Origin of the sequence: Pseudoalteromonas sp. RB2-MNA-CIBAN-0110, from assembly GCF_040309305.1 — a bacterium.
Taxonomy (GTDB): Bacteria; Pseudomonadota; Gammaproteobacteria; order Enterobacterales; family Alteromonadaceae; genus Pseudoalteromonas; species Pseudoalteromonas arctica.
Genome location: NZ_JBEOOQ010000030.1, coordinates 46690 through 61108, shown reverse-complemented (window position 1 = coordinate 61108; position 14419 = coordinate 46690). Strand labels below are relative to the sequence as shown.

At 37.7% G+C, this 14419-nt stretch carries 13 protein-coding genes; 8 read left to right on the top strand and 5 right to left on the bottom strand.

The annotated features are described in order from the left end of the window. Positions 1 to 470: 470 nt before the first annotated feature. Positions 471 to 1487 (bottom strand): nucleoid-associated protein YejK, encoded by a 1017-nt coding sequence (gene yejK / locus AAEY68_RS14610; RefSeq protein WP_024594389.1) that lies wholly within the window; start codon positions 1485 to 1487, stop codon positions 471 to 473. Between the two features lie 62 nt (positions 1488 to 1549). On the opposite strand from yejK, the gene AAEY68_RS14605 reads away from it, so the two are divergent. The 7 genes from AAEY68_RS14605 to AAEY68_RS14575 all read left to right on the top strand — a co-directional run bounded on the left by AAEY68_RS14605 (position 1550) and on the right by AAEY68_RS14575 (position 7947). Then, positions 1550 to 1762 carry a YejL family protein gene (locus AAEY68_RS14605; protein WP_350586219.1) on the top strand — a complete coding sequence of 71 codons (213 nt, stop codon included), beginning with the start codon at positions 1550 to 1552 and terminating at the stop codon, positions 1760 to 1762. A 5-nt stretch (positions 1763 to 1767) separates the two neighbouring features. Continuing rightward, on the top strand, positions 1768 to 3264 hold the full coding sequence (locus AAEY68_RS14600; protein WP_024594388.1) for a DUF3413 domain-containing protein: 1497 nt from the start codon (positions 1768 to 1770) through the stop codon (positions 3262 to 3264). A 91-nt stretch (positions 3265 to 3355) separates the two neighbouring features. Next, positions 3356 to 3838, top strand: coding sequence for a DUF4124 domain-containing protein (locus tag AAEY68_RS14595; RefSeq protein ID WP_024594387.1), 483 nt, complete (start codon positions 3356 to 3358; stop codon positions 3836 to 3838). Between the two features lie 103 nt (positions 3839 to 3941). Continuing rightward, positions 3942 to 5660, top strand: a complete 1719-nt coding sequence (gene aceK / locus AAEY68_RS14590) for a bifunctional isocitrate dehydrogenase kinase/phosphatase (RefSeq protein WP_007585698.1) — start codon at positions 3942 to 3944, stop codon at positions 5658 to 5660. 16 nt (positions 5661 to 5676) lie between these two features. Beyond that, positions 5677 to 6615 (top strand): LysR family transcriptional regulator, encoded by a 939-nt coding sequence (locus AAEY68_RS14585; RefSeq protein WP_002961484.1) that lies wholly within the window; start codon positions 5677 to 5679, stop codon positions 6613 to 6615. Positions 6616 to 6793: 178 nt separating this feature from the next. Next, on the top strand, positions 6794 to 7237 hold the full coding sequence (locus AAEY68_RS14580) for a ferritin-like domain-containing protein (RefSeq protein ID WP_024594386.1): 444 nt from the start codon (positions 6794 to 6796) through the stop codon (positions 7235 to 7237). A 314-nt stretch (positions 7238 to 7551) separates the two neighbouring features. After that, a complete protein-coding gene (locus AAEY68_RS14575; RefSeq protein WP_024594385.1) occupies positions 7552 to 7947 on the top strand; it encodes an ExbD/TolR family protein in 396 nt (131 codons plus the stop codon). Positions 7948 to 8193: 246 nt separating this feature from the next. On the opposite strand, the gene AAEY68_RS14570 is transcribed toward AAEY68_RS14575, so the two are convergent. The 3 genes from AAEY68_RS14570 to AAEY68_RS14560 are packed head-to-tail and all read right to left on the bottom strand — an operon-like array spanning position 8194 to position 12881. Then, on the bottom strand, positions 8194 to 11229 hold the full coding sequence (locus AAEY68_RS14570; protein ID WP_024594384.1) for a TonB-dependent receptor plug domain-containing protein: 3036 nt from the start codon (positions 11227 to 11229) through the stop codon (positions 8194 to 8196). Between the two features lie 9 nt (positions 11230 to 11238). Continuing rightward, on the bottom strand, positions 11239 to 12318 hold the full coding sequence (locus AAEY68_RS14565; RefSeq protein WP_007585689.1) for a FecR family protein: 1080 nt from the start codon (positions 12316 to 12318) through the stop codon (positions 11239 to 11241). Then, positions 12315 to 12881 (bottom strand): RNA polymerase sigma factor, encoded by a 567-nt coding sequence (locus tag AAEY68_RS14560; protein ID WP_024594383.1) that lies wholly within the window; start codon positions 12879 to 12881, stop codon positions 12315 to 12317. Before AAEY68_RS14560 ends, AAEY68_RS14565 begins: the two co-directional genes overlap by 4 nt. Before the next feature lie 120 nt (positions 12882 to 13001). Between AAEY68_RS14560 and AAEY68_RS14555 the strand changes: the two genes are divergently transcribed. Beyond that, positions 13002 to 13517 carry a DUF2937 family protein gene (locus tag AAEY68_RS14555; RefSeq protein WP_024594382.1) on the top strand — a complete coding sequence of 172 codons (516 nt, stop codon included), beginning with the start codon at positions 13002 to 13004 and terminating at the stop codon, positions 13515 to 13517. On the opposite strand, the gene AAEY68_RS14550 is transcribed toward AAEY68_RS14555, so the two are convergent. Then, positions 13497 to 14384, bottom strand: a complete 888-nt coding sequence (locus tag AAEY68_RS14550) for a LysR family transcriptional regulator (protein WP_007585683.1) — start codon at positions 14382 to 14384, stop codon at positions 13497 to 13499. The two genes, AAEY68_RS14555 and AAEY68_RS14550, sit on opposite strands and share 21 nt — an antisense overlap. Between the last annotated feature and the right edge of the window lie 35 nt (positions 14385 to 14419).

Sequence of the window (14419 nt, the reverse complement as noted above, 5' to 3'; positions counted from 1 at the left end):
GCTCCGCTAATAAACCATCGCTTGTGTTTTCTCATTTACTCCTCTTTCACTTCTCTTTGTGAAATAGATCTTTAAGTGGTTTTGTTAGCAAAGAAATTAAGTAAACAGAAGCGGTGCTTTTGCGTAAGCAAGCTTCACGCCTACAGCCGAAATTTAACACCGTGAATAAGATTAACGAGTAGACGCACAACTTGTTGGCGTGACGGGCAAAGCCCGTAAAAAGTAATTTGTTCACAAAGAGGTTAAAAGACGCTGCGCTTTTAGAGGTAGTAATAAGGCTAAGTCTTGCTAATAAAGCATGGCTTGTGTTTTCTCACTTACTCTTCTTTCACTTCTATTTTTGCAATAGATATTTTAGTAGCTTTGTTCCGATGCAACAAATTTAGATACCGGTATAAAAAGCGCGATATAAAAAAGCGCGATATAAATATCGCGCTCTTAAATCAGCTTTTTAACCTAACTTGTTAAATTTACTCGCTTTCACTTTCCATAAAACGTTGTAGCTGATCTTTTAAGTTTGGCGGAATACCTTTAATTACAAGTGTGTCAGTTGCTTCGTTGTACGTTACGCGCTCACCTAAGTGTTTACGTTCAAAGCTTACACTTACACCACCACCAAGGCCTGAAAACTTAACCATACTGGTTACTGTTTTTTTATCAACGGGGAACGTTTCTTCCAAGTCATAGCTTTGCTCTTTACAAAAACTATCAAACGGGCTGTCATCGCCTTTTGTAAGCGTTGCTGAAAGATCGCTCACACTTGCATCTTCGCCTGTAGTTACGCAGTCATTGCAGTAATCAAATACTTGTTTACGTAAGTCGTCTTTTTCTGATTTATCAAACTGTTGCTCTGATAAATAATCCTCTACGGCACTAAGCATTACTTGGCTTTGCTGTTTTGAATCAATACCTTCTTCGCAGCCTAAAAAGTCTAAGAAAAAGTCAGCTACTTTACGACCCGCACGTCCTTTAATAAATGAAATATAACGATTATCTTCTGCTTGCGTATCCCACGCTGTTAAATCGATACGAGCAGCAAGTTGCATGCGAGATATATCTAAATGGCGAGAAGCCGCTAAATCTAGCTCTGAAGTCATAGAGTAATGCTCTTTAATGTTAATCATCGCAATTAACATATAATCAGTAGCAACATACTGATAATGACAAAATACTAAATACCCGGTTTCGTTAAACGCATATTTATCTAGCTCTTCTTTTAAAACCGTTGAGGCTTGCTCGGTCATATGCCAAAAGCCTAGCTCATCGTTACGGTAGCTTTGCATTGCAGATGCTACAACACTGTTTTTATCACCACTGAAAGCACAGTAACCTTTACCTGGTTTACCATTGTATGCATGATGTAATTGTTCGATAAAAACGGCTACTTTATCGTTAATTACCATCTCATCATTTCGAAGGTGAATTTGCGTATCGTCGTCTTTTTTGTCTACATAATGAACGACTAATTTTTTAACGTCTGTTGTCATCTTTGTTTTTCACGCCTCTAGTGTTAAAATACGAGAATATAACTATTTTATTGAACCAACTGATGCCAATCTTATCAAAATACTCTAATGAAGAAGTAGAACAAATCGTCGATCAGCTTATTGATGTGCTAATTAAACACAATGCGCCGGTAGATTTAAGCCTTATGTGTTTAGGAAATTCTATCACGCATATCTTAAAAGAGCATGTACCAACAGGGAAAAGACAGGCCGTAACTGAGAACTTTGCAAAAGCTCTATCACAGTCGGTTAAATAAACTCTATGAATTTATCGCAGCACAATCAGTTTTCATCAAAAGCGAGTCAGCTATTAAGCTGGGGCCATTGGTTTACTTTTGCCAATATTGGCTTGGCGCTATTAATTAACTTAAGCTACTTATTTGCAGACTCGCCACCAACAAGCTTTATGGGCATTACTTATATGCTAGTAACGTGGTTAAGCCACACTAGTTTTATCGCCTTTTTAGCGTTTGTGCTGACGGTATTTCCGCTTAGTTTAATATTCCCCTACCCACGACATATACGAGGCATGGCGGCTGTTATAGCTACACTAGGCGCTTCACTGCTTACCCTTGATGCTTATGTTTACGTTAATTTGGGTTATCATCTAAGTATATCTGCCTTACCTGAGATTATTTCTCTACTGTGGCATCGTTTAACCAGTTCACCTGCTTTAACAACCATTTTAGCCAGTGGGATTGTATTACTTATTTTAGGCTTTCAGCTACTTGTGAGTAATTACACATGGCAACACCTTGAGCGCTTAAAACAATATAAATTTGCACGTTACGCAATTTCATTTTTAATAGTGTGTTTTTCACTTAGTCACAGTATTCATATTTGGGCTGACGCAAATTTAAACTTTGACGTAACGAAGCAAGATAATGTACTACCACTGTCATACCCTACTACCGCTAAAAGTTTATTAGCTAAAAATGACCTGCTTGATATAGAAAGCTATAAGCAAGCACATAACGTAAAAATTAATAACCAAAACATTAGTTATCAAATGCCAAGCCCGCTTGATAAGTGTGAAGACTACACACAAGCCAATGTAGATATTTTTGTATTTGAAACCCAGCAACAACTCGCTAAATTTGTTGCCGATAATAAAAACTTACACAAAACAGAGCAGTTTTTACAGCCAACTAATCACGACGATATGCTATTTAGCTTAGTGTATGGTTTGCCAGCTTTTTATAAAGCAGCAATTTTAAGAGATCAAACTCTTCCCGCATGGCAAAGTCAGCGCCGCAGCATTGAAGTAACCGGCGTGGAAGAACTTAGTTTTATAAATGATCAAGCACATAGTTCTAGCGCAATTAGAGTTATTAAAAGTAGCGATAACGCCGTTGTACGAGATGATAAAACACAGGTTTTTGCTTTTAGTCTTGCCAATAACAAGCAAGAAGTAGTAACAACATCAACTTTATATAGCTCCGACAAACGTATTTCTAAAGTAGATGGACTTATTCAACCTAGCGATTTAATTGCAACAAGTGTTGGCCAATATTTAAATTGTAAAGCCATTGCTAAGCAAACAATGCTGGGCGTTAATTTATACAAGAAAAAAGATGATATGGGCGTTAACTACTCTCAGGGTGTCGTTATAGCCTATAAAAAAGATAGGATTACCTTAATAGATTCAGATGGTAACTTTAAAAACATTTCCGCCGCTGAGGGGTTTTCTATTGAACAAGGTTTAGATATACCATTTTTAGTACAGAGTATTAAAAAGCTTAAAACCTTCACTCAATAGCCGTTATCCTAACCTAGCTTGCTATACCACCAAGCTAGGTTATAGTTTTATATTGTTTTACTAAAAAATATAAAAATCAAGGACGGCATACATGTTTAAAATTCTTCGTTATATCATCCTCCACTCTAGCTTTTTACTTGCCAGTTTTTTTAGCTTTAGCGATACCACTTACTACAAATGCGTAACAGAAAAAGGCACAGTTTTTTCTCAACTTCCCTGTGACGACGAAGCAACGACTTATAAAGTTAACACAACGGGTAATCAGTATTCTGGTCCTAAGGTTGACTACACTAAACAACTGAATGAGCTTGAACGTGAAAGGCTTCTATCTGGCTTACAGGCAGAGCTTCGCAGTAATAACCATAAACTAACAATACTTGATCGTAATAAAGAGCGTGCTGAATATAAACAACAAGAACGGTTAAATCATATTCTAGCCATTGATGATAAAAAGCGTATTACTAAAGACATTACTAAAAAACTAAAAATAATTAATAAAGAGTACAAAAAAGACGTATTGGTTATTACTAAACAAATTAAAATTCTCGAAAAAAAGATAGCTCAATACCAATAAATCACTCTTAATTAGCAAGTAATATTTATCTTGGTTTTAAACTTAAAATAACATACCCTTAACACAATAGAGTATAAGCTCTAGGGACTATTAAGGAGTGCAAATGCAGCCTCGCCATATTGCTGAATTAATTTTAACGGGTTTTAAAAGGCACTATCAGCTATTTCAAAAAACAACGGCCAAAGCCCCTCTCGCCTTTGCAAAAAAAGATTGGCAAGCAATTAATGATATCAGCCGTTTGCGTATCAGCTATTATGATGATCGTGTTAACGAAACCACACAAGCGCTAAAAAAAGAAACCCCAACAGAGCAATTAGATGAAAGCCTATGGCTCGAAGTTAAAAAGATATATCAGCACTTTTTATGTTTCCACCCTCAAGCAGAGCTCGCCGAAACCTTTTATAACTCTGTATTTTGCCGGCTGTACCACAGGCGCTATTTTCATAATGACTTTATATTTGTAGAAGCAACTTTGAAAGATGCTCCTTCAGTGCCTGTTGAGGCCGAATATAGGACATACTTTCCAGTAGTTGATGGCCTAAAGCCAACAATAAAGCGCATTATTAATCATTTTGATTTTAAAGCCCCATTTGTAAATTTAGAGCGTGATATTCGCCTTCTTGTTAAAGCTTTTTATAAACAAGCCCCCGATACACATCATCAACCTTGGCAAATGCGCTTTGATATTTTGCACACACCTTTTTACCGTAATAAAGCAGCTTACATAGTAGGACGTGTTGTTTCAAAAAGTGGTGTTCAGCCTTTTATAATCGCCGTATTACACGATGAAGATAACGGATTATATTTAGATGCACTTTTAACTAAATCGTCTCAAATGCGTGTCATTTTTGGCTTTGCCCGCGCCTACTTTATGGTAGAGACTCATGCGCCTTCAGCACTTGTCCGGTTTTTGAATCAGCTTATGCCAAACAAAACACTTGCTGAGCTCTATAATGCAGTGGGTTTTCACAAGCAGGGTAAAACTGAGTTTTATCGAGAGTTTTTAAATCACTTATCTCACTCAAGTGATGAGTTTACAATTGCACCGGGGACTCCCGGTATGGTGATGATGGTATTTACCCTTCCCTCATTTGGTTATGTTTTTAAAGTAATAAAAGACAAATTTGGTGAAAGTAAGCCCTTCGGCCGTGATACCGTATTAAAGCGTTATCAACTAGTAAAAAACCATGATCGCGTTGGCAGAATGGCCGATACCATAGAATATTCTAACGTCGTATTTCCTTTGGCGCGTTTTGATAGTAATTTACTTGCGCAATTACATAAAACAATTGGCTCATCAATGGTAATTGAAGGCGAATGGTTGATCATCAAGCATTTATATATTGAACGGCGAATGACACCTCTTAACTTGTTTTTAGAAAATGCTGATGAAGAAAGTGCCGCAGACGCGATTGAAGAATACGGGCAAGCTCTAAAAGAAATGATTGCCGTTAATATATTTCCTGGCGATATGCTCTTAAAAAACTTTGGTGTAAGCAAGCACAAACGTATTATTTTTTACGATTACGATGAAGTTCAATACCTAACAGATATGAACTTTAGAGCATTACCAAAAGCAAAGAGCTACGACGATTATTTAATGGATGAACAAAGTTACTCTGTTGCACCACAAGATGTATTCCCAGAGCAGTTATGTACATTTGTAATGCCTAATCCTATGTATAAAAAGTTTTTCCTCAGCACTCATCCAGAGCTTATAGATGTTAGCTTTTGGAAGCAGGCTCAACAAAATATAAAAAATGGGCAGGTAAGTCATATTTACCCTTACCCGACAGCACAGCGATTTATCCATCACTGGTAGACGCAAAGGACACACAATGAATATAAGTAAAATAGATTTAAATTTACTCGTTTATCTCGATACATTGCTTCGAGAATGCAATGTAACACGCGCTGCTAATCAATTGAGTATTACGCAGCCCGCAATGAGTAATGGCCTTAAACGTCTTCGTAACTTATTTAACGACCCTATTTTAGTTCGTACCAGCGATGGTATGGTCCCGACAGAGCGCGCTTTAGAGTTACAACCCGTTATTCGTGGCATATTAATGACGCTTGAAGAAACCCTAGCACCCAATAGAGAATTTGAGGCAAGCCAGAGTAAACGTGTATTTAGAATAATGGCCAGTGATTACGCTGCAAGTACGTTAGCGCCAAAGCTCTTAAGTAAACTACACGAAGAAGCCCCCGATACTACTTTAGATATACTCACACCAAGTGATGTAACCTTTCATGACGTAGAAAACGGCAAAGTAGATATGGCAATCAACCGCTTTGAAAACTTACCTCAGTCTTTTCATCATAAACGTATTTGGAAAGACAGTTTTTGCTGCTTAGTTAAGGCCGACAACCCTATTATTGAAAACTTTAGCCTCGACAGCTACTTAAAAGCGCGCCATATATGGGTGAGTAAAACAGGTTTTGGTGTAGGCGTGGGCATGGACCCTAAAGATGTGCAAAAACTTGGTTGGGTTGACGAAGCACTTGCCCACTTTGGTAAACATCGTAACATTGCCACTTTTACGCGTAACTACCATGTAGCGATTCATTTAGCTAAAGAGAAAAATTTGATTGCAACCCTTCCTTCAAAAGCCGCAAATATATATTTAGATGATCCGGGGCTTAAAATTTTAGAGCCACCATTTCCAATTCCTCCTTTTGAGCTTGATATGATTTGGAGCCCATTGTTACATCGCGATGCAAGTCACATTTGGTTACGTCAAAAAGTAGCTGAAGTAGCTGAAGAACTTAAATAACTTTATTACACAATATGATGTAAAAATTGCTAGGTTTAATATACCCGCCTAAACCTAGCAAATTTAAAAACCCATTTAAACCACTAACTATCAATAACTTAAATTAAATTTCAAATATTGGAACGTGCTTTGCTTTTATTAAATCGAACTATACATTCATTTAATAAAAGAGGTCATTATGAACACCCATCAAGGATCAGAAGTAAATCATATTACTGACATCATTCAAGTTATGAACAGCGGCATCGATTTTTATCAAAAAGCACAGGAAAAAGTTGAAGACCCTGCTATTGGCGCCCTTTTTCAGCGTATGATAGATGCCCGAAAAGTGAGTGTTGAGCGTTTGCAGCCATATGCAATTAATGAAAAAGGCGAACGCGAAGATGGTTCATCTTTCGCAGTTGAAGCACGTCGTGCATACACAGCCTTACTTACTACATTCACCTCACATAACGACAGCACGTATGTAAAAGAGCTTGAAGAAGTAGAAGATAAAACGCTTGTAGAAATTAAAGCCGCTATGGATAAACCACAACCGGCTGATTGCGAAGCTGCTCTGGCTAAAACATTATTAACGATGCAAAGCTGCCATGCAGAAATGAGCCGCATGCAAAAACATTAAGCTTACATAACGCATAAATACAACCCAGCCTAGCGCTGGGTTTTTTATTGCCTCTAATACCAACCTGCATAGATATTTAAGCAATTTAACGAATTAAATTACACTATAACGATGTTAAATAGACCCCATATATAAGCAAATTGGTATAAACACCACCTTATTTCGCCACATTTTGAATACATAATGAATACAAATATTTAATGTTATTAGAATATTTATTTAACCACGCTTTATTTTTGCTGTGCTAATTTTGTTAATAGGTACCTAAAACCTTGCTGTGGCGCCGCAGCATTTAATTAAAAATAAGGTCCAATATGAAAAGTAAACTAACTAAACTGCAAAATAATGCTGATGTAGATATGACCCCGATGTTAGACATAGTGTTCATATTACTAATTTTCTTTATTGTAACTACATCTTTTGTAAAACCTGTAGCTATTGAATTAAACCGACCACTCGACAGCCCTCAAATAGATAAGCCTGTTAAAAATGCTTTATTTAGAATTGATGAAAGCAACGGAGTATATTTTTCAGGGAGGTTAATTGATTTAGAGCAAGTTGCGACTAATTTAGCGATGTTCGCGGCTAAATATGAAATAAGTTCGGTACTTATAACCGCAGACGAAAACAGTACACATAATACTTTAATGAGTGTAATGAATAATATTAAGCAATACGATGATTATTCAATAAGTTTGATTTCTAAATAAAATCAGCCCAGGCTAAAACCAAAAAAAAGGGCCATACGGCCCTTTGAGTTAAATAACTAAAGGGAGGTTACTTAACCTAAATTCTGGCTAATAAATCTATCTCTAGCAGCTATTGTCAGCGTTAACTGCGTTGAATTTAATTGCAATAGGCCAGCTATTGACGCATAAATTCGCCTTGTTTTCACTGAAAATCTCTGGCTAGAGAAATCAAAGTTTAAATATCTTAACCAGAGTTCAGGTTATTAATTAAAAACGGTATTCTGCGCCTACGTAGTAGTAAGCACCGTTAAATCCAAATGGAGCAGAACGACGTGAGTAGTCAAACACACCTGAGCTACTTATTACTGTGTTGCCACTAGCATCCACAATAGTACCTGAGCGAGAGTTACCTATTTCGTTTTTATCTGGGTAAACATCAAACAAGTTATTTGCACCAATATTTACCGACAAATCTTCAGTAACGAAGTAGTTAACTTTAACGTCAGTTAAAATTTCTGCGCCATACGTTTGACGACCACCATCTTCTACTGTGTACTCACCAAAGCGATTAAGTGACAGGTTAACTGTCCAATCGTCACGTTGATAAAGCGCACTTAAGTTAATACGATCCTCTGGTTGCCACTCTTCAATAATAGAGATGTCTTCAGCTGAAAATATATCTTCTACGTTTACTGTCTCAAGGCTTGAGCCAGCAGGCGAAAATAACGATACAACATCTGTTTTAGTAAAGTTAGCTGCAAGTGTAAAATCAAGCGTGCCGCCTAAACCTTCAGTGTTCCACGTTGCTACAAAATCAACACCACGAGTTTCTGTATCAGCACCATTTAAGAAGAACTGACCTACGCCAGCACCCGCACTATTTAGTGCAGCATCAAGGCTTGTAGATAAACCTTTACCTAAGCGGTCACTAATTACAATACGGTCGTCAATATCAATTGAGTAGTAATCAACGGTTACATTAATATTATCTGTAACGTTATATACAATACCTAAACTACGGTTTTGTGATTTTTCTTCTTTAAGCTTTGGAATACCTAAGCTTTGCGCAAGTGTTGAATCATTTCTAAATGTACCAACCTCTTCTGCAACTAAATTACCATTAGTACCAACAACAAATTGCGTACTTACGTTATTAAAGTAAAGCTGCTGCATTGAAGGCGCTCTAAAACCTGAGCTTAATGCACCACGTAGTGAAATATCGTCGGTTACAGACCAGTTACCAGCAAGCTTAAAGTTTACTGTATCACCAAAGCCTTTGTAGTTATCGTAGCGAAGTGCACCCGATAAAATTACATCTTCAATCACATAAGCTTCTGCATCTACGTAAAATGAAATTACATCACGCGATTCATCAACTGATGATGCAGGAGCTGAACCACCAAATCCTTGTGAACCACCTGATGCATCTTCAGAACCAACACCACCACTTAAGCCGTTGTAAATACTTACACCGTTGGTTGTATCGTAATCGCGGTATGCGTACTCATTGCCTTCTAAAATGCGATATTCGTCAGTACGGATTTCAGCACCCATTGCTAAAGAATAATCATCAAAGTTTTGCGTAAAATCAATATTGATTGTTTGCAGTGATAATTCCATGCCGTAAGCGTACGCTTCACGTGGGATAGTTGTACGAATATCAGCAGCACTTAAACCTTGGTCATAACGTAAAAAGTTAGCGTATGAGGCATTGATAGTGTCACTTGTCGTGTAATCAATGCTGTTTTCACCATAGGTGTAAGATAAATCAAGGCTTGCATCGTTATCAAACTCAGTTTTATAACCAAAGTTGTACGAGATATCGTCGATAGTTGTATTAATTTTTGGTAAGAAACCTAGCGGAATCGTCGCATCATTATCTTGTAGTACTGGGTTACCACCTGCATTTGCATTATGACGGAAAAATGCAGCCGACTCATTTTCACGTGTTGAGTAAGTAATAAAGCCGTAAAGCTCGCCATCACCTAACTCGTAACCGGTATTAATTGTTAAACCAAACTGCTGAGAATCAGCATCACCAATTCTGAATGTATCACGATCGGCTGTCAGCTCACGCGGATCGCCAGCAAGTAAAGTACCGTCACTTAGTTCTGTACAACCATAAAACTGACAAGAGCCATGTAAACCTGCACGGTTAGTCGGTGCACGGTCACGGTAATTGATAGTTGTATTTAAATAACCGTCATCACCTAGCGCAAAGCCTTTATTAAAATCAAGGTTAATGGTTTCGCCATCGCCTTCAGAATATTGACCGTAGTTAATAGCCGCTTTGCCACCTTCGCTACCATCCTTAAGCACAATATTAATAACACCTGCAATTGCATCAGAACCATACTGAGCAGCAGCGCCATCACGTAATACTTCAATGCGTTTAATTGCAGAGGCTGGAATTGCATTCATGTCAGTACCTGCGGTACCACGCCCAACAGAGCCATTAATATGAATAATACTTGCTTGGTGACGACGTTTGCCGTTAATTAAAACCAATGTTTGATCGGGGCCCAAACCGCGAAGTGTCGCAGGTCTTAAAGCATCAGTACCGTCACTAATTGCAGAGCTTGAAAAGTTAAATGAAGGGGCGATAGACTGTAGCATACGACCTACTTCTGTTTGGCCTGTATTTTCAAGCGCTTCTGCACTTAAGATATCTACTGGAACGGGTAAATCTTCAACTGAACGTCCTGCTACACGGCTACCGACAATAGCAATTTTTTCAATTTTTTCTTGAGCGACTTCTTCTGCTGCGTTTACACCTTGCGAATTTACTGCAAGTAAAGCTGGTAATACTGCTGCACTGACCGCTGAAAGCTTCATCATGTTGTTATCATTCCTGTTGATTTGTTTGAGTTTTATACTCAGTAAACCATTTTGATCAACAACCGCATCGAGCTCAGTCCCACCTAATAATGCCTCTAGAGCATCTAGCTGAGTGTAAAATCCATAAACTGAATTTGCGTCATACTGCTTTGCCAACTCATAAGAAAACACCACGGTTTGCTCTGTTTGTTTAGCATATTCAATTAAGGCTTTGTCTGCTCGCTGCGCTTTTATATCAAATTGCACCATTTGCCCAGTGGTTTGAGTTGCTGCTTGTACACTCAAGCTAAAAATAGCCGGTACAAGCACACTAAATCCACTCAATAAATGCGTTTGGTTACTGCGCAACTTATATAAACAGCTGACAAACAAAAATCCTCTATGGTTTTGTTTCTTTTTTTTAATGTTTTTTTTACGTTCAATCTTTATTGATGCAACTTTATCTAACATTAGTTTGATTTGCATAACGTCTACTTATGATTCTGTATGGTGTTTTAGCGTTACTACATGCTCACCTAAACGCTCATGATCAATAGAAAAATTAGTCTGTAAACTCTCTAGTAAACCTTCAACGTCACCTGCTTTAAATACCCCAGCTACTTTAATACTGGCGAGCTCGGCTGATGAAAGCTCAAAACGTGTGGCGGTATAGCGACTTACTTCATTTAACGCATCACTTAGCTCTTCTCCATTAAAAATAAGCATGCCATTTTGCCATGCCAAATCGCGTTGTACGTCGTTCATTGAAAGCTGGGTAATTGGCTTTGTAACGCTTTGCTCTATAATTACTTTTTCGCCTGAGGTAACAATATTGGCATTAATTTGACGAATTTTTTGCGTGCTGTTATCTGCAAGCTGATAATCTTTAAAGTCATTTGCGTCAACCGCTACACTAGGATCGGTGATCATCACTTTGCCTTCGGTAACAACAAGCTCTAAATCTGATGAGGTATTACGCTGTACATTAAACACGGTACCGAGTGCTGTAAAGCTTTTGTCGCCGGCCATAACACTAAACGGACGCGTGGCATCTTTTGCTACATTAAAACGCCCTTCTCCTCGACTAAGTAACAACTGCCTGCGGCCTTTGCTATAAGCAACTTCTAGTAAGCTATTAGTATTAAGCTGCACTATAGTGCCGTCTGGCAATACATACGTTGCTTGCTCGCCTACTTTTGTTTTGTAAATTTTAGTGTAGTTAACTTTTGCAAGCTCTTGGTTATAGCCGTTTTCTAAATTAATTAATAAGTAGCTGCATACCATTAGTGCTGCAAATAAACTCGCTGCAATTGAGTAAGAAAACATCCACTTATTTTTTGATGCTTTAGTATTGTTACGCTGAGGAAATAAATGACTTAATTCATTTAATACCGAAAGCTCATCCCAAAGCTGAGCAAGCTCGTATATAGAGTCTTGATGGGCGATGCTTTGCATCATCCATAATTTAAATTGCTCTTTTTCATCATCAGTTAAACCACGATCAATCGCGCTTATCCAATCACATGACTTTTCTAAAATTAAATCTTTTGAATTAAATTGATGAACATTACTCATTCTGCGACCCTCTTAACTGATATAGGGTGTGCTTGAGCTTTAGGATGCGTTTGAGAGCCTTGCTCATGTTCACGCATGTACAACATGGTTTGTAACAACCCTTTGGCAATGTGTTTTTCAACAGTGCTTTGGCTTAACTGCATTTGGTCTGCGATCTCTTTTTGGCTCATGCCGTAAACTTTTTTTAATATAAAGCATTTACGGATCGATGAGCTTAGTTGCTCAGTAGCTCTACAAAAAAGTAAAAAGCGCTCTTTAGATGTGTATTCATCCTCAAGCTTCATTGATTTAAGTAATACGGGTAATTCGTTATCGTTTTCTAACGAATCATTAAATTTGTTGTCCCACTTAGCTATATGGTTAAGTGCTAGGTGTTTTGCTGTTTTAAGCATGTAACTGCGGGTAAACTGGATGTCTTGTTTTAAATCAGCTTCATAGCTTTTTACAAAGGTTTCTTGCACAATATCTTCTACATCGTCGGGTTGAACAATGCGCGATACAAAACGTTTGAGCTGTTTAGATATATCAACAAATGTTGACGTGAATTTTACTTTTTTCGTCATCCTTAACATCCACCTGTTGTTATTTTTGTTGTTATTTTTATTACCAATAGATTACGATTTTTTGATATAAAAACAAGCTCAAATGTTAATTCTGGGTTATTTAAATGGATAGGAAGATAAATGAGTAAATTTTTAGATTATATCCGACTTAGTTTCTTTGCATTCGGTTTACTACTTGGAGTGCAAATCCCTGCATTTATAAGCGATTTTGGCCAAGCATTATCAGCCCAATTAATTGAAGCTAATAGTGCCATTGCACCTTTTAAAAACGATGCAGCTAAGTATTTTAATAATGATTTAAATAAGCTAATTAAACACTATAAAAATATTGATGATGGGATTGTGAATAAAGGTGCAAGTAATATCAGTACACTTTACACACGACAACAAGACTTACAAATCGCTGTAAATAGGTTTGCGCAATCTCCATATATTTTTACTATGATCAGTGGCATGAGCGATGTAAAGCAACAAGTGTGGCAACGCTTTGAAGGTCAAATCATTTTAAAAAAAGACTCTATTATAGCCGCCATTGTTGCAGCTATTATAGTTGCCTTACTTGCCGAGCTTACTGGTTATTTGTTTTTAACTGGAGTAAAACGCTCATTTAAACGCTTATTCGCAGCTCAAAAATAGTGATTTCATAAAGTCATAAAATACATCGGTTTTGCGGGTAGTTAAGCTATTTTGCGGACGCAAAAACCAAACTGGTGCATCATCTTGTGCCATTACACCGGGCATAACTTCAACTAAAATGCCATTTTTAATATCTTCATGAATAGCTATCATTGATTTAATTGCAATGCCATGACCTGCAATGGCTGCTTGAGTCATATTGTCGGAATTAGAAATAGTAAAGCGTGTTCTTGCATTAAAAGTATGTGTTTTACCTTGTTCATCAAAAAGCTTTAATTGGCGCTGCCACGGCAGGCAAACCCAATAGTGTTCGCTCAATTGAGCTAAGCTTTTAGGCATGCCATATTTTTTTATGTAACTAGGAGCTGCGCAAAGTATACGTTTGTTGTTTACTATTTTCCGTGACAGTAAACCGGAATCATTTAATTGTCCTACACGAATTGCCACATCTTGTGCGTCATCAACCACATTTACAAAATGATCAGTAATTAAAAAATCAAGTTTTAGTTCAGGATAGGCCTGCTCTAACTCATTGAGTCTTGGCATTACGTATTTTGAAAAAATCCAAGGGGGCATAGTCACGCGTAATAAACCACTCACAGATGAACTACGCGCACCAATACTATGCTCAGCGTCGTGCAGCGCCTCCATTATAGCGCCAACTCGCGTATAAAATATTTCACCTGCGGGAGATAACCGTACTCGTCGGCTATCTCTAAAAACAAGTACTGTTGCAAGCTCACGTTCTAATTTACTTAAGCGATGGCTTACCGTTGCAGGCGATAAACGCTGCTCACGCGCAGCAGCAAGCACCCCTTTATTTTCAACTACTGCTATAAATGTTTCTAGGTCGCTTAAATTATACATAAAGATGCCATTGTGCACTTTTTAATGTTTAACAT

Bases quoted from the DNA above. Each gene is read 5' to 3' on its own strand.
- yejK (WP_024594389.1), bottom strand. From the start codon at position 1,487: ATGACAACAGACGTTAAAAAATTAGTCGTTCATTATGTAGACAAAAAA.
- AAEY68_RS14605 (WP_350586219.1), top strand. From the start codon at position 1,550: ATGCCAATCTTATCAAAATACTCTAATGAAGAAGTAGAACAAATCGTC.
- AAEY68_RS14600 (WP_024594388.1), top strand. From the start codon at position 1,768: ATGAATTTATCGCAGCACAATCAGTTTTCATCAAAAGCGAGTCAGCTA.
- AAEY68_RS14595 (WP_024594387.1), top strand. From the start codon at position 3,356: ATGTTTAAAATTCTTCGTTATATCATCCTCCACTCTAGCTTTTTACTT.
- aceK (WP_007585698.1), top strand. From the start codon at position 3,942: ATGCAGCCTCGCCATATTGCTGAATTAATTTTAACGGGTTTTAAAAGG.
- AAEY68_RS14585 (WP_002961484.1), top strand. From the start codon at position 5,677: ATGAATATAAGTAAAATAGATTTAAATTTACTCGTTTATCTCGATACA.
- AAEY68_RS14580 (WP_024594386.1), top strand. From the start codon at position 6,794: ATGAACACCCATCAAGGATCAGAAGTAAATCATATTACTGACATCATT.
- AAEY68_RS14575 (WP_024594385.1), top strand. From the start codon at position 7,552: ATGAAAAGTAAACTAACTAAACTGCAAAATAATGCTGATGTAGATATG.
- AAEY68_RS14570 (WP_024594384.1), bottom strand. From the start codon at position 11,229: ATGCAAATCAAACTAATGTTAGATAAAGTTGCATCAATAAAGATTGAA.
- AAEY68_RS14565 (WP_007585689.1), bottom strand. From the start codon at position 12,318: ATGAGTAATGTTCATCAATTTAATTCAAAAGATTTAATTTTAGAAAAG.
- AAEY68_RS14560 (WP_024594383.1), bottom strand. From the start codon at position 12,881: ATGACGAAAAAAGTAAAATTCACGTCAACATTTGTTGATATATCTAAA.
- AAEY68_RS14555 (WP_024594382.1), top strand. From the start codon at position 13,002: ATGAGTAAATTTTTAGATTATATCCGACTTAGTTTCTTTGCATTCGGT.
- AAEY68_RS14550 (WP_007585683.1), bottom strand. From the start codon at position 14,384: ATGTATAATTTAAGCGACCTAGAAACATTTATAGCAGTAGTTGAAAAT.